At 71.3% G+C, this 25,114-nt stretch carries 20 protein-coding genes and 2 tRNA genes; 3 read left to right on the top strand and 19 right to left on the bottom strand.

The window, feature by feature from the left end; translation table 11 throughout:
* Nucleotides 1-104: 104 nt before the first annotated feature.
* Entirely contained in the window at nt 105-2,246 is a 2,142-nt protein-coding gene (gene pknB / locus OG294_RS20830) for a Stk1 family PASTA domain-containing Ser/Thr kinase (RefSeq protein ID WP_327068015.1), read from the top strand.
* 73 nt (nt 2,247-2,319) lie between these two features.
* Here pknB and OG294_RS20825 read toward each other — a convergent pair whose 3' ends face one another.
* From OG294_RS20825 to OG294_RS20805, 5 genes are all read right to left on the bottom strand, one after another.
* Entirely contained in the window at nt 2,320-3,084 is a 765-nt protein-coding gene (locus OG294_RS20825) for a class E sortase (protein WP_442789188.1), read from the bottom strand.
* A gap of 47 nt (nt 3,085-3,131) precedes the next feature.
* On the bottom strand, nt 3,132-4,181 hold the full coding sequence (locus OG294_RS20820) for a class E sortase (RefSeq protein ID WP_327068014.1): 1,050 nt from the start codon (nt 4,179-4,181) through the stop codon (nt 3,132-3,134).
* A 4-nt stretch (nt 4,182-4,185) separates the two neighbouring features.
* A complete protein-coding gene (locus OG294_RS20815) occupies nt 4,186-4,848 on the bottom strand; it encodes an aminodeoxychorismate/anthranilate synthase component II (protein ID WP_327068013.1) in 663 nt (220 codons plus the stop codon).
* 59 nt (nt 4,849-4,907) lie between these two features.
* Entirely contained in the window at nt 4,908-5,102 is a 195-nt protein-coding gene (locus OG294_RS20810; RefSeq protein ID WP_327071821.1) for a hypothetical protein, read from the bottom strand.
* A gap of 91 nt (nt 5,103-5,193) precedes the next feature.
* Nucleotides 5,194-5,862, bottom strand: a complete 669-nt coding sequence (locus OG294_RS20805; RefSeq protein WP_327068012.1) for a DUF881 domain-containing protein — start codon at nt 5,860-5,862, stop codon at nt 5,194-5,196.
* A gap of 269 nt (nt 5,863-6,131) precedes the next feature.
* Between OG294_RS20805 and crgA the strand changes: the two genes are divergently transcribed.
* Nucleotides 6,132-6,383, top strand: a complete 252-nt coding sequence (gene crgA / locus OG294_RS20800) for a cell division protein CrgA (RefSeq protein ID WP_327068011.1) — start codon at nt 6,132-6,134, stop codon at nt 6,381-6,383.
* 358 nt (nt 6,384-6,741) lie between these two features.
* Here the strand turns inward: crgA and OG294_RS20795 are convergent, their stop codons facing one another.
* Nucleotides 6,742-7,644, bottom strand: a complete 903-nt coding sequence (locus OG294_RS20795; protein ID WP_327068010.1) for a rhomboid family intramembrane serine protease — start codon at nt 7,642-7,644, stop codon at nt 6,742-6,744.
* Between the two features lie 218 nt (nt 7,645-7,862).
* On the opposite strand from OG294_RS20795, the gene OG294_RS20790 reads away from it, so the two are divergent.
* A complete protein-coding gene (locus OG294_RS20790) occupies nt 7,863-8,681 on the top strand; it encodes a DUF5324 family protein (RefSeq protein ID WP_327068009.1) in 819 nt (272 codons plus the stop codon).
* 67 nt (nt 8,682-8,748) lie between these two features.
* Here OG294_RS20790 and OG294_RS20785 read toward each other — a convergent pair.
* The 13 genes from OG294_RS20785 to dnaA form a co-directional block, all read right to left on the bottom strand.
* Nucleotides 8,749-8,821 (bottom strand) — tRNA-Ala (locus tag OG294_RS20785).
* 132 nt (nt 8,822-8,953) lie between these two features.
* Nucleotides 8,954-9,082: a DLW-39 family protein gene (locus tag OG294_RS20780; protein ID WP_211786189.1), complete on the bottom strand. Its 129-nt coding sequence runs from the start codon at nt 9,080-9,082 to the stop codon at nt 8,954-8,956.
* Between the two features lie 234 nt (nt 9,083-9,316).
* Nucleotides 9,317-10,072, bottom strand: coding sequence for a protein phosphatase 2C domain-containing protein (locus tag OG294_RS20775; protein ID WP_327068008.1), 756 nt, complete (start codon nt 10,070-10,072; stop codon nt 9,317-9,319).
* A 78-nt stretch (nt 10,073-10,150) separates the two neighbouring features.
* Nucleotides 10,151-10,224, bottom strand: a tRNA-Ile gene (locus tag OG294_RS20770).
* Between the two features lie 16 nt (nt 10,225-10,240).
* Nucleotides 10,241-11,650: a cyclopropane-fatty-acyl-phospholipid synthase family protein gene (locus OG294_RS20765; protein WP_327068007.1), complete on the bottom strand. Its 1,410-nt coding sequence runs from the start codon at nt 11,648-11,650 to the stop codon at nt 10,241-10,243.
* Nucleotides 11,651-11,923: 273 nt separating this feature from the next.
* On the bottom strand, nt 11,924-12,655 hold the full coding sequence (locus OG294_RS20760) for a DUF3566 domain-containing protein (RefSeq protein WP_327068006.1): 732 nt from the start codon (nt 12,653-12,655) through the stop codon (nt 11,924-11,926).
* 145 nt (nt 12,656-12,800) lie between these two features.
* Nucleotides 12,801-15,437, bottom strand: a complete 2,637-nt coding sequence (gyrA, locus tag OG294_RS20755) for a DNA gyrase subunit A (protein ID WP_327068005.1) — start codon at nt 15,435-15,437, stop codon at nt 12,801-12,803.
* 68 nt (nt 15,438-15,505) lie between these two features.
* Nucleotides 15,506-17,530 carry a DNA topoisomerase (ATP-hydrolyzing) subunit B gene (gene gyrB, locus OG294_RS20750; RefSeq protein WP_327068004.1) on the bottom strand — a complete coding sequence of 675 codons (2,025 nt, stop codon included), beginning with the start codon at nt 17,528-17,530 and terminating at the stop codon, nt 15,506-15,508.
* 261 nt (nt 17,531-17,791) lie between these two features.
* Nucleotides 17,792-18,334: a DUF721 domain-containing protein gene (locus OG294_RS20745; protein WP_442789352.1), complete on the bottom strand. Its 543-nt coding sequence runs from the start codon at nt 18,332-18,334 to the stop codon at nt 17,792-17,794.
* A 37-nt stretch (nt 18,335-18,371) separates the two neighbouring features.
* Nucleotides 18,372-19,505 carry a DNA replication/repair protein RecF gene (gene recF, locus OG294_RS20740; RefSeq protein ID WP_327068002.1) on the bottom strand — a complete coding sequence of 378 codons (1,134 nt, stop codon included), beginning with the start codon at nt 19,503-19,505 and terminating at the stop codon, nt 18,372-18,374.
* A 44-nt stretch (nt 19,506-19,549) separates the two neighbouring features.
* Nucleotides 19,550-20,425, bottom strand: coding sequence for a phosphogluconate dehydrogenase (NAD(+)-dependent, decarboxylating) (gene gnd / locus OG294_RS20735; RefSeq protein ID WP_327068001.1), 876 nt, complete (start codon nt 20,423-20,425; stop codon nt 19,550-19,552).
* A 142-nt stretch (nt 20,426-20,567) separates the two neighbouring features.
* The gene (gene dnaN / locus OG294_RS20730) at nt 20,568-21,698 is read right to left on the bottom strand and encodes a DNA polymerase III subunit beta (RefSeq protein ID WP_327068000.1); all 1,131 of its coding nucleotides are present in this window, start codon (nt 21,696-21,698) and stop codon (nt 20,568-20,570) included.
* 1,034 nt (nt 21,699-22,732) lie between these two features.
* Nucleotides 22,733-24,805 (bottom strand): chromosomal replication initiator protein DnaA, encoded by a 2,073-nt coding sequence (gene dnaA / locus OG294_RS20725; protein WP_327067999.1) that lies wholly within the window; start codon nt 24,803-24,805, stop codon nt 22,733-22,735.
* Nucleotides 24,806-25,114 lie beyond the last annotated feature (309 nt).

Below are 25,114 nucleotides of genomic sequence, written 5' to 3'. Positions count from 1 at the left end.
ACCGATGTCACAGAACCACCGTGGCAAGGGCAGCGTCACTACAGCAATGTGCGGGGACACCTACGTCATATCCTCACCGGCCGGTGAGGGAGAGGGCCGGAACTATGGAAGAGCCTCGTCGCCTCGGCGGCAGGTACGAGCTCGGCGGCGTCCTAGGACGCGGTGGCATGGCCGAGGTCTACCTCGCCCATGACACCCGGCTCGGCCGATCCGTCGCAGTGAAGACGCTCCGGGCCGACATGGCCCGGGATCCGTCGTTCCAGGCCCGGTTCCGCCGCGAGGCGCAGTCCGCCGCCTCGCTGAACCACCCCGCGATCGTCGCCGTGTACGACACCGGCGAGGACTACATCGACGGCATCTCCATCCCGTACATCGTGATGGAGTACGTCGAGGGCTCCACCCTGCGCGAGCTGCTGCACTCCGGGCGCCGGCTGCTGCCCGAGCGCGCGCTGGAGATGACCATCGGCATCCTGCAGGCCCTGGAGTACTCGCACCGGGCCGGCATCGTGCACCGCGACATCAAGCCCGCCAACGTGATGCTGACCCGGCAGGGCAACGTCAAGGTGATGGACTTCGGCATCGCGCGCGCCATGGGCGACGCCGGGATGACGATGACCCAGACCTCCGCGGTGATCGGCACCGCGCAGTACCTCTCCCCCGAGCAGGCCAAGGGCGAGACGGTCGACGCGCGCTCCGACCTCTACTCGACCGGCTGCCTGCTCTACGAGCTGCTGACCGTGCGCCCGCCGTTCGTCGGCGACTCGCCGGTCGCGGTGGCCTACCAGCACGTGCGCGAGGAGGCCCAGCCGCCCTCGGTCTACGACCCCGAGGTGCGCCCCGAGGTCGACGCGATCGTGCTCAAGGCGCTGGCCAAGGAGCGCGACTACCGCTACCAGAGCGCCGACGAGATGCGCGACGACATCGAGCGCTTCCTCGACGGCCTCCCGGTGGCCGCCGCCCAGCAGGCCGCCGCGTACGGCATGGGCGGCTACGGCTACGACCAGTACGGCTACCCCGCCCAGCACGACCCCTACGGCCAGACCAACCTGCTGCCCCAGCAGGGCCCCGGCTCCGCGCCCACCACCATGCTCTCGCCGGTGGGCCAGCAGGGCGGCCCCGGCAGCGGCTACGACGAGACCGCGTACAGCCCCGACGGGTACGACGACGGTCCGCGCGGCAGCCGGCGGCGCGAGGACCCGCCGAAGAAGAGCAACGCCTCCTGGATCATCCTGGCCATCGCCGCGGTGTTCGTCCTGGTCGGCTCGTTCTTCGTGGCCTCGGTCATGTTCAAGAGCAACAGCGGCGGTGGCACCAGCCAGATCACCGTGCCCACCCTGACCGGCAAGAGCATCGCCGACGCCACCACGGCCGCGCACACCGCCAGTGCCAAGCTGACCCTCACCCAGGGCGACCCGATCCCGTGCGGGAACGTCGCCAAGGACCTGGTCTGCCAGCAGAACCCGGCGGCCGGCGGGCAGATGCCCGCCAACGGCCAGATCACCGTCCAGCTCTCCAGCGGCCCGGGCCAGAGCCCCGTCCCGTCGGTGACCGGGCAGCCCAAGGACGCCGCCTCCCAGGCACTGACCGCGGCGGGCTTCACGGTCGCGCCGCTCCAGTACGCCAACGACGACACCGTCCCGCAGGACTCGGTGATCTCGCAGAACCCGACGGCCGGCACCAAGGCCGACCCGAACACCCCGATCACCCTGACCGTCTCCTCGGGCCCGGGCAAGATCGCGATCCAGAGCGTGGTGGGCCAGCCCGCCCAGGCGGCCGTCGCGGCCCTCCAGGGCCAGGGCTTCACCACGATCGACAGCACCTCGAAGACCCAGCCGATCACCGACCCGACGAGCCAGACCCTCGGCACGGTCGCCGTGCAGAACCCGTCGGCGGGCACCAAGGCCTCCAAGAGCACCCCGATCACGCTGACGATCTACACCGCGCCGGCGAAGGTCAACGTGCCGATCCTGGTCGGCAAGACCTACAAGGACGCGTTCGCGGCGCTGAGCGCGCTGCACCTGACCCCGAGCGTGATCTCCGGCCCGCAGGACGACAACGCCATCGTGGTCAGCAGCAACCCGCAGTCGGGCACCCCGGTCGACCCGAACTCGACGGTGCAGCTCACCACCATGGCGGCCCCCGCGACGCCGAGCACCACGCCGACCAAAGGGGGTCCCACCGGTGGCGGCCTCCCCTCCTTCGGCTTCCCCTTCTCGCCACCGGGGGGCGGCAACGGGGGGAACTAAGCCCTGACCTGAGGCTGTGAGCAGTGCGAAGGGCCCTGGACGACACGCGGTCGTCCAGGGCCCTTCGCGCTGCTCACAGCCCGGCGCGCTCGCGCAGCTCCGGCGGCGGGGTCCGGCTCGCATCCACCTGGTCCACCCGCACCAGGCTGCCCCACACCGCCATCCGGTAGCGCGAGGTGTAGACCGGCGTGCAGGTGGTCAGCGTGATGTAGCGGCCCGGCTTGGTGTAGCCCGAGCCCTCGGGGACCGGGGCGATGACGCCGACGTCGTACTTGCTGGTCTCCGGCAGGGTGGCGTCGACCCGGTAGACGTACCAGCGGTCGCGGGTCTCCACCACCACCGCGTCGCCCTTGTCCAGCGCGTCCAGGTCGTGGAACTTGGCGCCGTGGCCGTCCCGGTGCGCGGCCAGCGCGAAGTTGCCGCTCGGGTCCCAGGGCATCGCCGCGCGGTACGGCTGCTGGTAGACCCCCGCCACGCCCTCGTTGAGCACCTCGGGGCCGGTGCCCAGCTTGATCAGCACCTGGTAGTCGCTGCCGAGCGCGGGCACGTGCAGGAAGCCGACCCCGTCACCGGCCTGGTAGGGCACCACCGGGCTCGGCGCCCCGGCCGCGGGCACCGACCAGTCCTGCCGCAGCCGGTCGCCGGCCTGGTGCGCCTGACGCTCCGCCAGCAGATCGGTCCACCAGAGCGAGTAGCCGACGAAAAGCGCCAGCACCAGGCCGGCCGTGATCAGCAGCTCACCGAGCAGCCCGAGCGCCACCGCCACCCGCGAGCGGCGGCGGCGCGCAGGAGCCGCCCCGGGGGCATCGTCGACCGGCTGGTGCGACAGGTCCGTCACGCTGGCTCCGCTCGTCCGTCCGGCGGCGGCGCCCGCGTGACGGTCCGCTACTGGCCGCTCTGCAGCGCCGGCGGCAGCCCCTGGCTGCGCGGCCGGTCGTCCACCATCTTGCCAAAGACGATGAGCCGTCCCTGGGCACTGAACTCCGGCGTACAGGTGGTCATGGTGATGTAGCGACCCGGTTGGGTGAACGGCGAACCCTTGGGGATTGACTGCAGCACCGACACGTTGCTCGGCGGGGTCATCGGGATCCCGCCCTCGACCTCGTAGGTGTAGTAGTCGGTCTGGGTCTCCACGACGATCTTGTCGCCGGGGGAGAGCTGGGCGAGCTTGCGGAACGGCTGGCCGTGCGTGGTGCGGTGGCCGGCGACGGCGAAGTTGCCGTTGGCGTCCGAGGGCATCGCGGTGCCGGTGTAGTGGCCGACCAGGCCGTGGTCCAGCACCGTCGTGGTGTCGGTGCCCTCCGCGATCGGGTCGACCAGACCGATCTTGGGAACGTGGATGATCGCGAAGCCCTTGCCGGGCGCGAAGGTGGGCGCGGGCGTGTTGGACGCGCCGGGCGACGGCGCGGGAGCGGGCGCGGCGGGCGCGGCCCACTGCTGTTCCAGCTTGCTGCGCGCGGCGTTCGAGTCGGCGTCGGCCTGCACGTTGGTCCACCACAGCTGGTAGGCGACGAAGAGCAGCATCACCAGGCCGAGCGTGATGAACAGCTCGCCCACCGCACGGGCCAGCAGCACCCGCTTGCGCTCCTTGGGGCGCACCACCGGACCGCGCCGGCCGCTGGCCCGGCGGCGCCCGGTGCCGGACCGGACCGACATCGCGCCCTGGGCGCGGCGCCGCTCGGCCCGCCCGGTACCGGCGGGCTCGGCCTCGGCCGAACCCGCGGGGGCGGCCGATATCGTGCGCAGCTGCAGCGTCTGGTCGGCCAGCCAGGGGTAGGCGGGCTGCTCGGCCGTGGGCCGGCCGGGCGGCTGGGCCGGGTCGTAGACGCCCCAGCCGTCGGGCTCCGGCGTGCCGCCGTACGGGCCGGCGCCGGTGCCGGGCGTGCCGTACCCCTGGTACGCGTCCTGGCGCCCCTCCGGGCGCACCGCCGTCACGGCCTCAGCCCCGACCGATCACCGGGGCGAGCCCGGCCGAACGATCGATCGCCGCCGGGTCTCCGCACTCGGCCAGCCAGTTGGCGAGCATCCGGTGCCCTCCCTCGGTGAGCACCGACTCGGGGTGGAACTGCACGCCCTCGACGGGCAGTTCCCGGTGCCGCAGGCCCATGATGACACCGCTGTCGGTGCGGGCGGTGACCACCAGCTCGGCGGGCACGGTGGCGGGCTCGACGGCCAGCGAGTGGTAGCGGGTGGCGGTCATCGGCGCGGGCAGGCCGGCGAAGACCCCGCCGTCCTCGTGGCTGACCAGCGAGGTCTTGCCGTGCAGCAGCTCGGGTGCCCGCCCGACCACCGCGCCGTAGGCCACCGCGATCGACTGCAGGCCCAGGCAGACCCCGAAGAGCGGCAGCCCGATCGCCGCGCAGTGCCGCACCATCTCGATGCAGACCCCGGCCTCCTCGGGCGCGCCGGGGCCGGGGGAGAGCAGCACACCGTCGTAGCCCAGCTCGCCCTCGCGGCGCCGCGCCCGATCGACCGTCAGCTCGTCGTTGCGGACGACCTCGCAGGTCGCACCCAGCTGGTAGAGGTACTGGACCAGGTTGAAGACGAAGCTGTCGTAGTTGTCCACCACGAGGATCCGCGGTGCGGTGTCGGGCGAGGCCATGCGTGCTGTCTCCGGGTGAGTGCGGGCGGGCGGGGGTCGGTGGCGCACGGTGCGACGGATCAGCCGCCGTTGTTCACCGTGACGTCGTTGAAGGGGAGCAGCGGTTCCGCCCACGGGAAGACGTACTGGAAGAGCACATAGATCACACCGAGGATCAACAGCAGCGAGATGACGGCCCGCACCAGGAAGTTCCCCGGCAGGTGGCGCCAGATCCAGCCGTACATGGTGCTCCCTAGGTGATGGATGGTGGGCACCAGAGTAGACCTCGAAGCTGTGCGGATTGGTTGCCGTCGCCGATCTTCCCGCCGCTGCCCCGGCCGCGCGGGGCCGACCGGGGCGGGGCGGCTACTGCCCCGTGGCGGCGTGCAGGTCGGTGCTGCCCGTGTAGCCCGGCAGGTTCAGCTCGCCGTTCTCCTGCACCTTCCAGCCCAGCCCGTAGGCCGTGACGTACTGCAGGTAGTTGCGCACCGAGGGGTCGGCGTCCACGGCCGCGTGCAGGTCGGCGGTCCGGCCGACGGCCCGGATCACGTACGGCGGCGAGTAGACCCGGCCCTGGAGCAGCAGCGTGTTGCCGACGCAGCGCACCGCGCTGGTGGAGATCAGCCGCTGGTCCATCACCTGGACGCCCTGGGCGCCGCCCCGCCACAGCGCGTTGACCACGGCCTGGATGTCCTGCTGATGGATCACCAGGTCGTTGACACCGGGCTCGGGCACCCCGGGGATCCGGGCGGTGGCGTCCGGGGGTGCGTCGTTCAGGGTGACGGTCAGGCCGGGGCCCTGCAGCGGGGTGAGGCCCGCCTGCTGCTGGAGAGTGGCCAGCAGGTCGGCGTCGGCGGGGCTGCGGCCCTGCTGCCCGGCGAGCTGGTCGGCGCGCTGTTGCAGCTCGGAGAGGTCGGACTGGGTCTGCTGGTTCTGGTTGCTGCGCTGCTGTATGACGTCGCTGAGCCGCAGCAGCGAGTCGTCGGTCCGCAGGTCGATCCCGTGGGCCGCGTGCGCACTGACGTAGAAGAGCATTCCGGCCAGGGCGAAGATGCCGCAGGTCAGGACAGGACCGACAATTCGGGGCGAGTCGCGTCGAACGGAGGCCGGTGGCGGGGGAGGATCCCCGGAAATCGAGGAATTAGGCACCGTACCCTTATCTCCTTCCGACCCGGCGAGCCACTACGCTAACGGACGCCGGTGGCATGTGCGGATCCCGAGCCGTACGGACCCGGTCCACAGCCGCCCGCCCAGCCCCGCTGCACCCTGCGCGGTCTCACAGCGCATCGACAGGAGAGCTCCTCGTGCCGAAGTCTCGACTCCGCAAGAAGTCCGACTACACCCCGCCGACGACGGCCACTGCCGTCAAGCTCAGTACCGGGCGCAGCTGGGTGGCCCCCGTGATGCTCGGGCTGTTCCTGATCGGGCTGGTCTGGATCGTCACCTACTACGTGACCAGCAGCAGCTACCCGGTGCACGCCTGGGGCAACTGGAACATCCTGGTCGGCTTCGGCTTCATCGCGGCGGGCTTCGGCGTCTCCACGCAGTGGAAGTAACCGCCCACTGAAACACCCCCGACGCCGCCCCGCCGTGCTGCCGCACCGGTGGGGCGGCTCCTCGTGCTGCACAGACGCAGTCCTACGAGCCGCTTATCCACACGGTTATCCACAGTGGGGAAAAGTCGACCCAACCTGTGGATAACTCGCACGGACCAGGCTGGCGGGAGGATGGCCCAAACCCCGTCCGCGCCTGGTGACTTCGCTGACGGACACGCGTAGACCGACCTTTGCGGCGCCATTCGGCAGCGTTCGATACACAGCCTGTGCGCGGTTCACCGCGTGCTGTGGACAACGTCATGCGGCTCACAGGGGCGCGCAACACGGCGGTGCGCGCCCCCTTGGTCACTGACGGCGCTCAGCCGGTGAGCCGCGCCGACTCCACCAGCACCATCGCGAGCACCACGCCCAGCATCGCGACCACCGTGCCGGCCTGCACCAGGTTCCGGCGCGCCCGCGGCGCGTACATCATCCCGATCCCGGTCAGCACGCCCGCGACCAGCCCGCCGATGTGCGCCCGCCAGTCGATCTGCGGCACCGAGAAGGTGATCACCAGGTTGAAGACGATCAGCGCGATCACCGGCCCCAGCGGCTGGCGGGCCACCCGGTAGAGCACGGCGGTGGCGCCGAACACCCCGAAGATCGCGCCGGAGGCGCCCAGCGAGGCCACCCGCTCCCCCGCGACCAGGTAGACCAGCGCACTGCCGGCCAGCCCCGAGACCAGGTACAGCGCCAGGTAGCGCACCCGGCCCAGCACCCGCTCCAGGGTCGGCCCCATCCACCACAGCGCCAGCATGTTGGAGCCGATGTGCAGCGGCGTGGTGTGCAGGAAGGTCGCGGTGAGCAGCCGGTACCACTGGTCGGGCCCGGCGGCCACACCGGCGCTCGCGCCGTTCGGCCAGACCTGGCTGTAGAGGTCCCACTGGTCGGCCAGCGGCTTGTCCAGGTAGCCGGCGAGCAGGAAGACCACCAGGTTGATCCCGATCAGGATCTTGGTGACCAGCGCGCCGTCGCCGGTGAGCCGGCCGCCGAACCGGGTGGTCGCCGCCCGGGGGGGCTGGGCCGCGGTCGCGCCGCGCACGCACTCCGGGCAGTGGAAGCCGACCGCGGCGTCGATCATGCACTGCGGGCAGATCGGCCGGCCGCAGCGCGAGCAGCTGACCCCGGTCTCCTGGTCGGCGTGCCGATAGCAGCGCGGCAGCACGTGCGCCGCGGCCGCGGCGGCCTCGTCCTGGGCCATCTCCGGATCTTCCTCCCTCATGACAGTTCCCGGCGCCGCTCCGCCACACGGAGGGCCACCGGGAACGTCCAGGCTACTGCCGCACCGGCGGCGCCGACAGGACTCCGCTGCGGTGATCCCCCAGGCCGCGATCCCGTCGCAGACGGCCCAGCCCGCCATGCGGTCGGACAAATCGGGATGCATGATCTCGAATCAGCTGGATAAGCGCATAGACGATGCCACCCAGGAGGAGGATCCCCGTGACCCGCTTGGACACCGCACGTGAGACGGCAGGCAGGACCATGGACACGCTGGCGCCCTACGCCGCCACGGCCAGGGACACCGCCACGCACTACGCGGACGAGGCCCGGCAGCGGCTCGGTCCTGCCCTCGAAGCGCTCGGTCCGCGGGTCGAGGCGGCCGCCTGCCAGGCCCGGACCGGCACCCGGCACGCCGCCCATTCGGCCGCGCACTCCGCCCGGTCCGGGTACAGCAGGCATCTCGCCCCGCACGTCGGGCAGGCGTTCACCGCGCTGCCGCCGCGCGCCCAGGAGAACACCCTGCGGGCGGTGCACCGGGCGCAGGAGGCCGCGCTGGCGGCCAAGCACTCGGCCGACCGGGCCGGTGACTACGCCCGCACCACCACCCTGCCCCGGCTGAGCGGCGCACTGGACGACGCGAAGGCCGCCGCCGGCCCGGCACTGCACGAGGCGCAGAGCCGCGGTGCGGCGGCGCTGATCGCGCTGCAGGGGAACGTGAGCCCCGAGGAGGTCAGCAAGCTGGCCGCGAAGAACGCCCGTAGGGCCCGGTGCAACGCGCTGGCGACCTCGCTGGCGGTGGCGGGCGCGGTCGCGGTCGGCGGCGGCGTGCTGATCTGGGCCTGGTGGCACAAGCGCAGCGAGCCGGAGTGGCTGGTCGAGCCGCCCGAGGTGCAGGGCCCGCCGACCTCCGCGCACCCGGGCACCGCCCCGCTCAACGGCTCCGGCCCCACCGAGGAGAGCGACCAGCCGCTGCCGGGCGAGGACGCGCAGCAGGGCGACGGCCACCCCAAGCCGCACGACCCGCGCAAGCCGCACTGACCACGCGCGACCCCGAAGACGCCCGAGGGCCGACCTGCTGCCAGGTCGGCCCTCGGGCGTCGTGCTGTGGAGCTTAGGAGACTCGAACTCCTGACATCTGCCTTGCAAAGGCAGCGCTCTACCAACTGAGCTAAAGCCCCGTGACGGTGCACCGGTCGCCGTCGGAGAACAGCGTACCGGGTCCGTCGGAAAATCTTGAGCAGGTATCCGGCATCAGCCGGACAGGCGGGAACCAGGGAGGTCCACCGGGACCTCCCGTCGACCGCTCAGGGTCAGCGGCCGGCCGGGATCGGGTCGGTGGCCTCGGTCCACAGGTCCTGCTCGGCACGGTCGGCCTGGACCTGACGGTAGACAAAGAAGCCGCCGAGGGCGACCAGGGCGACCAGGAGGAGCTTCTTCACCGCGGGACCTCGTCCTTCTCAGCATGGCAGGCTCAGCAGCCGACCGTCCGAACGGGGCGTCCGGGCTGCGAGTCCTCGAATGTGCACGTATGAATCGGCGGTTGGCGGGCCAAACCGCTCTGCGGCCGATGATACACACCCGTGTCCTGTTCGAGACCGGGCAGCGGCGGCTCAACCGGCGGACGCTGACGAAGGTTTGACGGCACGGTGTCCGCCGGCCCGGCGGGCGGCGGCTCAGTCGAGGGGCCCCGGGCGCCCGAAGGCCACCGTGGCGTCGTCGTGCCGCTTGCCGCGCAGCCCGGGCGGCTCGGCCAGCTCGGCCGCCCGCACCGCCCGTACGGCCCCCTCAGGGCCCTGCTCGTCCAGCACGTCGAGCAACCGGCGCCAGCTCCAGCCGTAGCGCTCGACCAGCCGCGAGACGCCGTCGGTGAGGACCGCGAAGCGGCGCACCTCGCCGAGCGGGTGGCAGCCGGTCAGCGCCTGGTCGGCGGCCTCGGGGCGGGTGCTGGCCACCCAGAAGCCACCGGAGGCGTTGCGCAGCCGGGCGACGGTGGCCAGGTCGTAGGCGGGCAGGCGCTCGACCCGGTCGTCGAGCACCACCTCCAGCCGACCGTCCGTCAGCTCCACCAGGACCGGGGAGTCGGCGAGCACCAGGTGTTCCAGCCGCTCGCCGCGCCGGCGCAGCAGCGCCACGGTGGCCGAGGGGCTGTCAGGGTGGCCGAGATCACAGCTGTCCGCGTGCAGTTCGCGCAGCCGCTCGATCGCCACCCGCAGCACCTCGGTGAGCGGCCACTGCGGCTCCTCCACCAGCAACTGCCCCAGCCGGACGCCCAGCCGCCGGGTGACCCAGGCCACGTCGTGCCGGCAGCCGGTCTCGGGCGCGCTCACGGAGGCACCGTCGAGCACCACCACGAAATCCTCACCGGCCAGCACGAAGTCCTCATTGGCCCGCCCGCCCGGCGCCGCCACCGACAGGTACCCGACCCGCATCAGCCCGCTCCTCGCTCTCGAACAGCGCCGAAAACAGAAGCGCCCCGGATGGTGAACCATCCGGGGCGCTCTCGCAGGTGGGCCTAACAGGACTTGAACCTGTGGCCTCTTCCTTATCAGGGAAGCGCTCTAACCGTCTGAGCTATAGGCCCTTGCCGCACTGAAAGATTAGCGGACCGACGGCCGATCCCCCAAATCCGCGCCCTCGGCCCCGCCCGGCCCGGCAATCGCAACGTGCAGCTCAGAGGTGCCGGGCCCGGCGGCTGAGGGCTCGGGGCGGGCCAGCCACTGCTCACGGGTGGCGGGCAGCCGGCTGTCGCCGCTCGTGGTGGTGCGCACGGCCAGCACCTGGTTGATCCCGATCCGGTTCTCCTCGAAGGCCAGCGCCGAGGCGGCCATGTAGAGCCGCCAGACCCGCGCCCGGCCCCGGCCCACCAGCCGCACCGCCGTCGGCCAGGCGGCCTCCAGGTTGACCACCCACTCGCGCAGCGTCAGCGCGTAGTGCTCGCGCAGGGCTTCGACGTCGCGGACCTCGAAGCCCGCCTCCTCCAGCAGCTGCACGGTGCTGCCCACCGGCGCCAGCTCGCCGTCCGGGAAGACGTAGCGGGAGATGAACGGGCTGCTGCGGTAGACCTCGCCGGGGCGGGTGGGGCGGCGGGCGATCTGGTGGTTGAGCAGCCGCCCGCCGGGCACCAGCAGGTCGTACAGGCCGCCGGCGTAGACCCGGTACTGCTCGCTGCCGACGTGCTCGGCCATGCCGACGCTGGAGATCGCGTCGTAGGGGCCGTCGGTGATCTCGCGGTAGTCCTGCAGCCGGATCTCCACCCGGTCGGACAGGCCGGCGGCGGCCACCCGCTCGCGGGCCAGCGCCACCTGCTCGGCGGAGATGCTCACCCCGACGGCGGTGACGCCGTAGTGCTCGGCCGCGTGCAGCACCAGCGAGCCCCAGCCGCAGCCGACGTCCAGCAGGCGCATCCCGGGGCGCAGGCCCAGCTTGCGGCAGATCAGGTCGAGCTTGGCCGCCTGGGCGTCCTCCAGGCTCTTGCCCTCGGGCGTCCAGTAGGCGCAGGAGTAGACCATCGAGCTGCCGAGCACCAGGCGGTAGAACTCGTTGCCGACGTCGTAGTGGTGGCTGATCGCCGCCCGGTCGCGGCGCCGGCTGTGCAGCCGGCCTTCGGGGCGGGCCTCCTCGGGGGGCAGCGCGGGCTGCGGGCCGAGCGCACCGACCTTGGCCAGCACCGCCGCCACCCGGCGCCCCGCGGAGCCGGTCAGGTCGCCCAGGCCCAGGTGCAGCTCGCGCACCTCGGGCCGCTCGGCGAAGTGCGCCACCTCGGCCAGCACGGTGTAGAGGTCCTCGCCGGGGCCGACGTCCAGGTCGCCGGAGACGTAGGCACGCGCCAGCCCGAGCTCACCCGGGGACCAGAGCAGCCGACGCAGCGCCCGGCGGTTGCGCAGCAGCAGGGCGGGCCCCTGCGGCGCTCCCGCGACGCTGCCGTCCCAGGCCTGCAGCCGGAACGGCAGCCGGGTGCCGAGCAAGTCCTCCAGCGCACCGACGAGCTGCTGGGCGATCTGTGGCATCAGTGAACCTCCGCGCAACCGAGTGGACAGCGCTCGCGCGGAGGCTGTCCCGTGGGCATAACCGGTAGCCGTGCAGGGGGACGCTCCAGCCAACCCAGGCGGCGTCACCCGGCCCCGGCGGCGCGCCGGGGCCGGGGGCGGCTGTCACCCGAATGACGAAGCGGACCCCCTCGATCCAACAACCGAAGGGGCCCGCGCATGCCGTGTTTCGCGAATTTGGTTCGTACTGTGCGACGTTTTCTGACGATCGGTCAGCCTATGGGCGACCGATCGTCAGTCCTCCTCCGCCAGGGTCAGCTCGACGCCGCCGGTGAAGCCCGCCGCCGCGTTGTAGATGAACGCCGCCAGGGTGCAGAGCGCGGTCAGCAGGATCACGTCCACGACGGCGATCAGCGAGGTGTAGGTGAGCACCTTGCCGAAGCCGACGTAGTCCATGATGTTGATGCCGCTGCTGCTGCCGCCGGTGCCGGAGCCCGTGGCGTCCTTGAGCATGTTGCCCACCGAGCTGAAGACGCCCAGCGAGTCCAGCACGCCCCACAGCACGGCCGCCGCGACGATCATGATGATGCCGAGCGCCAGCGACAGCAGGAAGCTGACCTTCATGACCGACCAGGGGTCGGCCTTGGTGATCCGCAGCCGCGCCTTGCGGGTGCGCGCCGCCATGCCGCCCGGTGCGGGCGCCGGCGCCGGGGCGCCGGGGGCCGGCGCGGGACGGCGCGGTGCTGCGCCGCCCTGCGGGGCACCGGCAGGCCCGGTCCCGGTGCGGGTGCCGCGCGGCGGCGTCGGCTGGCCCTTGGTGTACGTCGTCGGCTGCGAGTAACCGCTGCCGCCCGGCGCCGGCGTACCCGGCGGCTGGGTCGGCGCCGGCGTGTAGCCGCCGCCCGAGCCCACCGCGGACATCAGCGAGGTGGACGCAGCCGGGTGCTCGGTCGGCGGCTGCGGTACACCTCCGTACGGCGCACCGCCCGGCGCGGCACCTCCCGCACCACCCGTGGTCCCACTCACTCTGGTGTCCTCCCAGTTTCCCGCCGGGGGCGCGCTGTACGCCCCGGTCGACACTCCACTGTGCGGCATCAAGCTGAGAAGCCCGAAACCGGGGCAGGCCGGCCCTCCCAGCCCGTGAGCGGGAGTGCCGGCTGCCCGATGTACGTCAGTCCAGGTCAGCGGCGTCGGCGTCGGTCGCTGCGGGCTCGGCCACGGCCTGCGCCGTGCCCTCGACCACATCCTCCGCGAGCGCCTGCGCGCCGTCCTCGACCGAATCCTCGGCCCCGTCCTCGTCCTCCGCCTCCGCGTTGCGGGCCACGCCCACCACCGCGTCGCGCTTTCCGAGGTTGATCAGTTGGACGCCCATGGTGTCACGTCCGGTTTCACGAACTCCGGAAACCCTGGTGCGGATCACCCCGCCCGAGAGGGTGATGGCCATGATCTCGTCGGTCTCCTCGACCACCAGCGCGCCCACCAGCGAGCCGCGGCCCTCGACGATCTTCGCCGCCTTGGTACCGAAACCGCCGCGGCCCTGGACCCGGTACTCGTCCACCGAGGTCCGCTTGGCGTAGCCGCCGTCGGTCGCGGTGAAGACGAAGGTACCCGGCCGCACCACGTTCATCGACAGCAGCTCGTCGTCCTCGCGGAAGGCCATGCCCTTCACGCCCGAGGTGGCCCGGCTCATCGGGCGCAGCGCCTCGTCGGTGGCGGTGAAGCGGATCGACTGGGCCTTCCTGGAGACCAGCAGCAGGTCGTCCTCGGCGGAGACCAGCTCGGCGCCGATCAGCTCGTCGTCCCGGCCGTCCTCGTCGGTGCGCAGGTTGATCGCGATCAGACCGCCCGAACGCGGCGAGTCGTAGTCCTTCAGGTGCGACTTCTTGACCAGACCCTCACGGGTGGCCAGCACCAGGTAGGGCTTGTCCTCGTAGGTGCGCACCGCCATCACCTGGGTGATGTGCTCCTCCGGCTGGAAGGCCAGCAGGTTGGCCACGTGCTGGCCGCGGGCGTCGCGCCCGGCGTCCGGCAGCTCGTAGCCCTTGGCCCGGTAGACCCGGCCCTTGTTGGTGAAGAACAGGATCCAGTTGTGCGTGGTGGTCACGAAGAAGTGGTCGACGATGTCGTCCTGCTTCAGCTGCGCGCCGCGCACGCCCTTGCCGCCGCGCTTCTGCGAGCGGTAGAGGTCGGAGCGGGTGCGCTTGACGTAGCCGCCACGGGTGATCGTGACGACGATGTCCTCCTCCGCGATCAGGTCCTCGACGGACATGTCGCCGTCGAAGGGGATCAGCGTGGAGCGCCGCTCGTCGCCGTACTTGTCGACGATCGCGGTCAGCTCCTCGGAGATGATCTCGCGCTGGCGCGCCGGCGAGGCCAGGATCGCGTTGTACTCGTCGATCTTGCGCTGCAGCTCGTCGTGCTCGTCGGTGATCCGCTGGCGCTCCAGGGCGGCCAGGCGGCGCAGCTGCATCTCCAGGATCGCGTTGGCCTGCAGCTCGTCGATGGCGAGCAGGTTCATCAGGCCGCTGCGGGCCGCGTCGGCCGAGTCCGAGGCCCGGATCAGCGCGATGACCTCGTCGATCATGTCCAGCGCCTTGAGCAGCGCGCGCAGGATGTGGGCGCGCTCCTCGGCCTTGCGCAGCCGGAACCGGGTGCGGCGCACGATCACGTCGACCTGGTGGCTGACCCAGTGCCGGATGAAGGCGTCCAGCGAGAGCGTGCGCGGCACGCCGTCCACCAGGGCCAGCATGTTGGCGCCGAAGTTGGTCTGCAGGTCGGTGTGCTTGTAGAGGTTGTTCAGCACCACCTTGGCCACCGCGTCGCGCTTGAGCACGACCACCAGGCGCTGGCCGGTGCGCGAGGAGGACTCGTCGCGCACGTCGGCGATGCCGGCCACCCGGCCGTCCTTGACCAGGTCGGCGATCTTCAGCGCCAGGTTGTCCGGGTTGACCTGGTACGGCAGCTCGGTGATCACCAGGCACTGGCGGCCCTGGATCTCCTCGACCTCGACCACCGCGCGCATGGTGATCGAGCCGCGCCCGGTCCGGTAGGCGTCCTCGATGCCGCGGCGGCCCACGATCAGCGCACCGGTCGGGAAGTCCGGCGCCTTGATCCGCTCGATCAGGGCGTCCAGCAGCTCCTCGTTGGAGGCGTCCGGGTGCTCCAGCGCCCAGAGCGCGCCGGAGGCCACCTCGTGCAGGTTGTGCGGCGGGATGTTGGTGGCCATGCCGACCGCGATGCCGGTGGCACCGTTGACCAGCAGGTTGGGGATGCGCGAGGGCAGGACGGTCGGCTCCTGCGAGCGGCCGTCGTAGTTGGCGGCGAAGTCGACGGTCTCCTCGTCGATGTCGCGCATCATCTCCATGGCCAGCGGCATCAGCTTGCACTCGGTGTAGCGCATCGCCGCGGCCGGGTCGTTGCCCGGCGAGCCGAAGTTGCCGTTGCCGTCCACCAGCGGCATCCGCAGCGACCAGGGCTGGGCCAGGCGCACCACGGTGTCGTAGATCGAGGTGTCGCCGTGCGGGTGGTAGTTGCCCATCACGTCGCCGACCACGCGGGCGCACTTGTAGTAGCCCTTCTCGGGCCGGTAGCCGCCGTCGTACATCGCGTACAGCACGCGCCGGTGCACCGGCTTGAGGCCGTCGCGGACCTCGGGCAGCGCGCGGCTGACGATCACGCTCATCGCGTAGTCGAGGTAGGAGCGCTGCATCTCGGTCTCGAGCTCGATCGGCTCGACCCGGGAGACGAAGGTGGCGGTGGCGGTGTCGGCGTCCGGCTGCTCGCCGTCGGGACGGTTGTCGTCGACCACTGGTGGTCAGTTTCCTTTCACGCGTGACTGGACAGTGCGGTGCTGGCGTGACGTGATGTCACGTCGCGTCACACGTCCAGGAAGCGGACGTCCTTGGCGTTGCGCTGGATGAAGGACCGACGGGCCTCGACGTCCTCGCCCATCAGGACCGAGAAGAGGTCGTCGGCACGGGCCGCGTCCTCCAGGGTGATCTGCTGCAGCAGCCGGTGCGCCTGGTCCATGGTGGTGATCCGCAGCTCCTCGGCGTTCATCTCGCCCAGACCCTTGAAGCGCTGGATCGCGTCGTCCTTGGGCAGCCGGCGCCCGGCGGCCACACCCGCCTCGATCACCGAGTCGCGCTCGCGGTCGGAGTAGACGTAGTCGAAGTCGTCCTTGCCCCACTTGATCTTGTACAGCGGAGGCATCGCCAGGTAGACGTAGCCGGCCTCGACCAGCGGGCGCATGAAGCGGAAGAGCAGCGTGAGCAGCAGGGTGCGGATGTGCTGTCCGTCGACGTCGGCGTCGGCCATCAGCACGATCTTGTGATACCGCAGCTTGGACTCGTCGTAGTCCTCCTGGATGCCGCAGCCGAAGGCCGAGATCAGCGCCTGGACCTCGGTGTTCTGCAGCACCTTGTCGATCCGGGCCTTCTCGACGTTCAGGATCTTGCCGCGGATCGGCAGGATGGCCTGGGTGCGCGGGTCGCGGCCCTGCTTGGCCGAGCCGCCGGCCGAGTCACCCTCGACGATGAAGATCTCGCACTCGGCCGGGTCCTTGGACTGGCAGTCGCTCAGCTTGCCCGGCAGCGAGGCGCTCTCCAGCAGGCCCTTGCGGCGGGTCAGGTCGCGCGCCTTGCGGGCCGCCATCCGGGCGGTGGCCGAGTTGATCGACTTGCGGATGATGTCCGCGGCCTCGGTCGGGTTGCGGTCCAGCCAGTCGTTCAGCTGCTCGTGCACCACGCGCTGGACGAAGGTCTTCGCCTCGGTGTTGCCCAGCTTGTCCTTGGTCTGGCCCTCGAACTGCGGCTCGCCGAGCTTGACCGAGATGATCGCGGTCAGGCCCTCGCGGATGTCCTCGCCGGAGAGGTTCTCGTCCTTCTCCCGGAGCAGCTTCTTGTCCCGCGCGTAGCGGTTGACCAGGCCGGTCAGCGCCGCGCGGAAGCCCTCCTCGTGGGTACCGCCGCCGTGCGTGTGGATCGTGTTGGCGAAGGAGTAGACCCCCTCGGTGTACGAGGAGTTCCACTGCATGGCGACCTCGACCGAGATCGTCTTGTCCTTGTCCTCCGCCTCGAAGTCGATCACCGAGGGGTGGATGACCTCGCCCTTGCGGGAGTTGAGGTCCTTCACGAAGTCGGCGATGCCGCCCTCGTAGTAGTACCGGGCGGAGAGCGGCTTGCCCTCGTCGTCGACGTGCTCGGGGCGCTCGTCGGTCAGCGAGATGCTCAGGCCCTTGTTGAGGAAGGCCATCTCCTTGAAGCGGCGCGAGAGCGTCTCGAAGGAGTAGACGGTGGTCTCGAAGATGTCCGGGTCGGCCCAGAAGGTGACGCTGGTGCCGGTCCGGTCCGTCGCCTCGTGCTGCTGCAGCGGGGCGGTGGGGGCGCCGAGCTTGTAGTCCTGGGTCCACCGGTGGCCGTCGGTGTGGATCTCGATCGCCAGCCGGGTGGAGAGCGCGTTGACCACCGAGACGCCGACACCGTGCAGACCACCGGAGACGGCGTAGCCGCCGCCGCCGAACTTGCCACCCGCGTGCAGCACGGTCAGCACGACCTCGACGGCCGGCTTCTCCTGGCCCGGGACGATGCCGACCGGGATGCCGCGGCCGTTGTCGACCACCCGCACCCCGCCGTCGGCCAGGATCGTCACGTCGATGGTGTCCGCATGCCCCGCCATCGCCTCGTCGACGGAGTTGTCCACGACCTCCTGGACCAGGTGGTGCAGGCCGCGCTCGCCGGTGGAACCGATGTACATACCGGGACGCTTGCGGACTGCGTCGAGCCCCTCCAGCACCTGGATGTTGCTGGCGGTGTAGGAGGTACCCGAGGACGGGTCGGTGGGGACGGGGGACTGGCTGGAATCGCCGGAATCGGCCACGAAGCGCCCTCTCTGGCACAGCACGGGCCGCATCCCCGCCCAGGGTTCGGGCGGACGTGCGACCACGGCGTTTCGACTCAGTTACCGCAAGCGGCAGTGTTTGACTCTCAGTCTACCGGTACCGCCGACATAGATGGGCGTTTGGCAGGCTCTGAAGGCGGATTTACCGCCCCGAATCCCCTCCGCACATGTCCCGATACTCGCCCGGGGGGCTCAGCGGCCTCACACGGGCCGTCAGCGGTTCCGGAGGTATGCGCTCCGTCAAGGGCGAGCCACCGGCCGGGATCACCCCCAGGTGTCGCGCGGCCCCTGGCTGCCCGGCGCCCGGAGCCGGCCGTACTTGCGCTCCGGCGCCGAGGGACCGAGCACCCGGATCACCCGGACCGTGCCGTGGCCCAGCTCGTGGTTCAGCCGGGCCACCAACTGCCGTGCCAGCAGGCGCAACTGAGTGGCCCACGCGGTGGAGTCACAACGCACCGTCAGCACCGCATCGGCCTCGGCGAACTGTTCGGGGGTGCAGTGCGCGGCGATGTCGGGGCCGACGATCTGGGCCCAGCGGCCCATCACCCCGCCGACCGCGGCCGGGGCCTCCCAGCCACGCTCCGTGATCAAACGATTGAGTGCGGCCCCCAGCGGGACCGGGTCGCGACCGTCCGCGCGGGCGCCGCTGCGCAGCCCGTGCCGCTTCGCCTCCCGCTTCTCCCGGACCTGCTCGCCACGTCGGCGGGCCTGCTCCTTGGCCGCGCGCAGGGCGACCCGCGCCAGGTCGACGCCGGACAGTTCCGATTCACTCACGGGCGGTGCACTCCTTCCCCAGCCTGTGGACAGACCAGGGTACGAGGTTCCTGGGCGGTCGCGGACCGGGCTACGAACCGATCCTGGTCACATCGCCCGCGGCGACCGCGTACCGCACTCCGGCCAGCGCCTTCGGGACGTCGTCGGGCACCGCCGCCGTCACCAGCACCTGCTCGCCGCCGGCCACCAGCTCGGCCAGCTGCTCGCGGCGGCGCGCGTCCAGCTCGGCGAAGACGTCGTCCAGGATCAGCACCGGCTCGCCGCCGTCCGCCCGCAGCAGCTCGTAGGAGGCCAGCCGCAGCGCCAGCGCGAACGACCAGGACTCGCCGTGGCTCGCGTAGCCCTTGGCGGGCAGCGTGCCGAGCAGCAGTCCGAGCTCGTCGCGGTGCGGGCCGACCAGGGTCACCCCGCGCTCGGTCTCCTGCTTGCGGACCGCCCGCAGCGCCTCCAGCAGCTGCTGGTACGCCTCCTCGCGGCTGCCCGGCAGCCCGCCCTCGAAGGAGGAGCGGTACTCCAGCCGGGTCGGCCCGCCACCGGGGGCGAGCCGCTCGTAGGCCTGCTCGACCAGGGGCGCCAGCGCAGCCACCAGCTGCAGCCGGAAGGCGGTCAACTCGGCGCCGGCCTGGGCCAGATGGCCGTCCCAGACCTCCAGGGTGGACAGGTCGCCGCCCTTGCCGCCGCCGGCCCGGCGGGCCATCGCGGCGGTCTTCAGCAGCGCGTTGCGCTGCTTGAGCACCCGCTCGTAGTCGGCGCGCACGCCGGCCAGCCGGGGCGCCCTGGCGGTCAGCAGCTCGTCCAGGAAGCGCCGCCGCTCCCCCGGGTCGCCCTTCACCAGGGCCAGGTCCTCGGGGGCGAAGAGCACCGTGCGCAGCAGGCCCAGCACGTCACGCGGGCGCACGTTGTCCGAGCGGTTGATCCGGGCCCGGTTGGCCTTGCCCGGGGTGATCTCCAGTTCGAGCAGGGTGGTCCGGCCGCGGTCCACGACCGAGCCGCGGACCACCGCCCGCTCGGCGCCCTGGCGCACCAGCGGCGCGTCGGTGGCCACCCGGTGGCTGCCCAGCGTGGACAGGTAGCCGATCGCCTCGACCAGGTTGGTCTTGCCCTGGCCGTTGGGCCCCACGAACGCGCTGACGCCCGGGTCGAGGGAGACCTCGGCCCGGGCGTAGGAACGGAAGTCGGCGAGCGACAGGTGCGCGACGTGCATGGCTGTGGACTGCGCTCGCCTTCTGGACCGTTGGCTCTGCTCGACTACTTCGACTCGACCGCGTGGCCGCCGAACTGGTTGCGCAGCGCGGCGATCATCTTCATCTGCGGGGAGTCCTCCTGGCGGGAGGCGAAGCGGGCGAAGAGCGAGGCGGTGATGGCCGGCAGCGGCACGGCGTGGTCGATCGCGGCCTCCACCGTCCAGCGGCCCTCGCCGGAGTCCTGCGCGTAGCCGCGCAGCTTGTCCAGGTGCTCGTCGCCGTCGAGCGCGCGCACCGCGAGGTCGAGCAGCCAGGACTTGATCACGGTGCCCTCCTGCCAGCTGCGGAAGACCTCGCGCACGTCGGTGACCTCGTCGGCGGCCTCGAGCAGCTCCCAGCCCTCGGCGAAGGCCTGCATCATCGCGTACTCGATGCCGTTGTGGACCATCTTGGCGAAGTGCCCGGCGCCCACCTTGCCGGCGTGCACCGCACCGAACTCGCCCTCCGGCTTGAGCGCGTCGAAGATCGGCTGGACCCGCAGGACGTGCTCGGCGCCACCGCCGTACATCAGCGCGTAGCCGTTCTCCAGGCCCCAGACGCCACCGGAGACGCCGCAGTCCACGAAGCCGATGCCCTTGGCGGCCAGCAGCTTCGCGTGCTCGATGTCGTCGGTCCAGCGCGAGTTGCCGCCGTCGACCACCACGTCGCCGGGGGAGAGCAGCTCGGCCAGCTCCTCCACGGTCGCCTGGGTGGCGGCGCCGGCGGGGACCATCACCCAGATCACCCGGGGGCCCTCGAGCTTGCTGACCAGCTCCTGAAGGCTCGTGGCGTCGGCGAGGTCGGGGTTGCGGTCGTAGCCGATGACGGTGTGGCCGGCGCGGCGGATGCGCTCGCGCATGTTGCCGCCCATCTTGCCGAGACCGATGAGGCCGAGCTCCATGACAAGTCCTTACCTGTGGTGTCGTGCCTGACGGCGGCGCCGTTGCCGCGACACCAGAGCCTACGCCGCGTGGCTGTCCACAGCCCTGGGACGGGCTGTGGACACCACTCACGTCGTCAGGTCCTGGCCTGGTCCACGGCGGTCAGCCGCTCAGGCGCACCGGCATGATCAGGTACTGGTAGGCCTCGTCGACCTCCGCGTCCACCGCCGCCTTGCCCTTGAGCAGAGCGGGCTTGGTGGAGGTGGTGAAGCACAGGTTGGCGTACGGGGAGTCGATGGCCTTCAGGCCCTCCTCCAGGTAGCCGGGGTTGAAGGCGATCGAGATGTCGTCGCCCTCGAGGTCCGCGTCGATCCGCTCGGTGGCCTGGGCGTCGTCGCCCGAGCCGGCCTCCAGGGTCAGCACGCCCTGCTCGAAGCTCAGCCGCACCGGGGTGTTGCGCTCGGCGACCAGCGAGACGCGCTTGAGCGCCTCCAGGAACGGCTGGGTCTGGACCGAGGCCTCGGCGCTGAACTCGGTCGGGAAGAGGGTGCGGAACTTCGGGAAGTCGCCCTCCAGCAGCCGGGTGGTGGTGCGCCGCCCGGCGCCCTCGAAGCCGATCAGGCCCTCGCCGGCGCCGCCCGAGGAGAGCGCGATCGAGACGTTGTCGCCGCTGCCCAGCGACTTGGCGATGTCCTGCAGGGTGCGGGCCGGGACCAGCGCGACCGCGGAGATGTCCGGCTGCTCGGGCTTCCACAGCAGCTCGCGGACGGCGAAGCGGTAGCGGTCGGTGGCGGCCAGGGTGATCTTGTCGCCCTCGATCTCGACCCGGACACCGGTGAGCACCGGCAGCGTGTCGTCACGGCCGGCGGCCACCGCGGCCTGGCTGACGGCCGAGGCGAAGACGTCGCCGGAGACCGTGCCGGTGGCGGTGGGCATCTGCGGCAGCGTCGGGTACTCGTCCACCGGCAGGGTCGGCAGGGTGAAGCGGGAGGTGCCGCACACCACGCTGACCCGCTGGCCGTCGGTGGAGATCTCCACAGGCCTGTTGGGAAGGTTGCGGGCGATGTCGTTGAGCAGCCGGCCGGAGACCAGCACGGTGCCCTGCTCCTCGACGTCGGCCTCCAGCTCGACCCGGGCCGAGACCTCGTAGTCGAAGCCGGACAGCGCCAGGCTGCCGTCCTGGGCGGTCAGCAGCAGGCCGGCCAGCACCGGCACCGGAGGCCGCGCCGGGAGGCTGCGAGCAGCCCAGGCCACCGCCTCCGCGAGGACGTCACGCTCCACCCGGAACTTCACCGGTCACCGCCTCCTGAGGTCCTGCAGTCGCTTGCAGCTCTTGATCGTCTTCTGGCGCCTGGTCCGGCGCCGGGGCCACTGGAGCAGCGAGCCGAGCCCGCCTCGGCTCCAGGTGCCGAAGGACAGTCTGACGTACTCGGCCGACACTCGGGGCCGACGGGCGGAAGCCGGGCCGAACAGACGTCGGATCCGGTTGTCCACAGATTTCGGGCCACCCCGCTGTTGAGCGAATCCAGGGGTCTCTAGGTGTAGTGGTAGTAGTAGGGCCTGTGGATACCGTGGATAACCCCGTTTCCGCAGCTCAGAGCAGGTTTTTTGTCCACACAGGGTGTGGACCGTGGCGGTGGAAAACTCGGTGCCGCTGTGGACAGCGGAGCGTTACTCACAGGCCACCGAGGGTATCCACAGCTTTTCCCCAGGGCCGTCCCCAGATTCTGGCCGGGTTATCCACGAGCTCCGGTCAACTTCTCGTGACGCCTTTCACACCGGGCGATGAACAGGGCTTGTCCGTTGTCGAACAGTGGATAGCGCTGTGGAGAAGCTGGGGATAATCGCCCTTCCCCTGGGGACAGCCAGTGGACAACTCTCGGCGCCGATTGACGGGCCGCCAACTGTCCACACCCTGTGGATAACTGTTGTGCACAAGTACACAGGGGGCTGACCTGCGGCGAAGAGCGTAGCGGCGAGCGGGCTGTGGAGAAATTCGGGATAACTCGGTGATCCCCACGCTGTGGACGGGGAACTACACCCGTCGCTGTGGACAACGCCTCCGTAGGCCCTCGCTGTTCGAATCGCTGATCAGATGTGCGATCGGGGCCGGAGCTTGGTGGATCGTCAGCTGGTGCGAGCCTTCCCCGGCCCGGCGCGTTTCACACACCCGGTCGGCCTACATCGGGCGCGATCCACCGGTGGTGGCCGGTGGATCGCGGCGGGCGGGGGCCGGGAACGCCGAAGGGGCCGCCGGGAACCTCGCTGGAGGTCCTCGGCGGCCCCCTCAAGGGCCCTGCCGGGCTTGGCTCTTGGTGCGGCCGCAGTCAGCTCTTGATGCGGTTGGTCAGCTCGGTGACCTGGTTGTAGAGCGAGCGCCGCTCGGCCATCAGCGAGCGGATCTTGCGGTCCGCGTGCATCACGGTGGTGTGGTCGCGGCCGCCGAACTGGGCGCCGATCTTCGGCAGCGAGAGGTCGGTCAGCTCGCGGCAGAGGTACATGGCGATCTGACGGGCCGTCGCCAGCACGCGGCTGCGCGAGGAACCGCAGAGGTCCTCCACCGTGAGGCCGAAGTACGCGGCGGTCTGCTGCATGATCACCTGTGCGGTGATCTCCGGTCCCGCGTCCTCGTCGCCGCCCGGGATCAGGTCCTTGAGCACGATGCCGGCCAACTCCAGGTCCACCGGGGACCGGTTGAGGTTGGCGAAGGCGGTCACCCGGATCAGCGCGCCCTCCAGCTCCCGGATGTTGCGGGTGATCCGGGAGGCGATGAACTCCAGGACGTCGGCAGGGGCGTTGAGCCTCTCCTGGATCGCCTTCTTGCGCAGGATCGCGATCCGGGTCTCCAGCTCGGGCGGGGTGACGTCGGTGATCAGGCCCCACTCGAACCGGTTGCGCAGCCGGTCCTCCAGGGTGATCAGCTGCTTGGGCGGCCGGTCGGAGGAGAGGACGATCTGCTTGTTGGCGTTGTGCAGGGTGTTGAAGGTGTGGAAGAACTCCTCCTGCGTCGACTCCTTGCTCGCCAGGAACTGGATGTCGTCGACCAGCAGGATGTCCATGTCCCGGTACCGCTTGCGGAACGCGTCCGCCTTGCCGTCCCGGATCGAGTTGATGAACTCGTTGGTGAACTCCTCCGAACTCACGTACCGCACCCGGGTTCCGGGGAAGAGGCTGCGCGAGTAGTGGCCGATGGCGTGCAGCAGGTGGGTCTTGCCCAGGCCGGACTCGCCGTAGATGAAGAGCGGGTTGTAGGCCTTGGCCGGAGCCTCCGCCACGGCCACCGCAGCCGCGTGTGCGAAGCGGTTGCTGGCGCCGATCACGAAGGTGTCGAACAGGTACTTGGGGTTCAGCCGGGCGGCCGGTTCGTCCTTGCGCCCGCTGTCCGCCGACGGGGCGCCGGGCGGGGCCGGCACGCCGGGGACCGGGGTGCGGTCGGCGACCCGCTCGGGCAGCGCAGCGCCGGGGCGCTCGCCCTCCGGCGGCAGCGCGCCGCCGCCCTGGGCGCCCTGGCCGGGACGGTCCTGGTCGCCGGCGGGGCGGATGGCGGGCGGCAGGTCGCGGCGCGGACCCTGGCCCGGGCGCGGGTCACGCCCCGCGCCGCGCGGGCGCACCTCCTCGCCGGTGGAGTCGTAGGCCCCGCCGAACAGGTCGCCCTGGGCGTGATCGCCGCCGGGCCCGCCCGGGGCGACCGGACGCGGCCCGGGCGAGGGCAGGGCGCCCTCGTTCTCCCGGTCGTTCCAGTCGCGGTAGCCGCGCTCCTGGTAGGGCTGCGCGGGGTAGCCGGGGGTCGGGTAGCCGCCGCCGTTCTCCGGGCGGGGGCCGCCCCACGGCTGCTGCTGGTAGGGCTGCTCCTGGTAGCCGTCGTACGGCTCGCCGTAGCCGTAGCCGCCGCCCTCGTAGGACTGCTCGCGGTAGCCGCGGCCGTGGGCCGGGTAGTCGCGCGGCGGCTGAGGGGCGGTGGGCCAGCCCTGCGGCTGGGAACCGGTGTGCGGCGACGGCTCGGACCCCGGCCGCGGCTCGATGGTCGATCGCTCGGAGGCCGACCGTTCAGGGCCCGAACGCTCGAGGGCCTGCCGGGGCTCGGTGGGCTGCGGCTCGGGTTCCACCGGGGCCGGCGCGGGGCCCGGCGGCACGGCGTTGGCGTCCACCATGACGGCGATTCGCACCGGGCGGCCGAACTGCTGGCTGAGCCCGTCGGTCAGCTGCGGCAGCAGCCGGCCCTCCAGGACCTGCTTGGCCCACTCGTTCGGGGCGGCCAGCAGCGCGGTGTCGTGCATCATCCACATCGGCTGGGTGCGCTGCACCCAGAGTTTGTCCTTGTCACCGACCGAGGTGTCGTTGACCAGCCGCTCGACGACCTTCGCCCAGGCGGGGACGAGGTCGCTGTTGACATCAGCCACTGGTGCACGCTTTCTCGTTCCCCCGAAGGGGGTGGTCCTGGTCAGGATCTGGGGCGTCAGGATGTGGGGCTGGCTCAGGTCGATGAACAAAACCAGACAAGTCCTGCAACGGTAGTCAGCGGGCAGAGCTGATTCAAGTTGTTGTCCACAGGCTGTGTACGAGTGGCCCGGCGAGAGGCCGGTTTGACCCTCGGCCTCCCCGCCGCGTACCGTAACCAGGTCGAGTTGTCGATGGCCGCTGCCGCATGTCCGCGGGTCCGCCCCGCTTCCATAAGGCGCGCAGCACGGGCGCCGTGGATTGCCTCAAAC

This window comes from Kitasatospora sp. NBC_01302, assembly GCF_035976515.1.
Lineage (GTDB): Bacteria > Actinomycetota > Actinomycetes > Streptomycetales > Streptomycetaceae > Kitasatospora.
The sequence above is the reverse complement of the archived record's forward strand: the minus strand, read 5'-3'. Positions and strand labels throughout refer to the sequence as shown.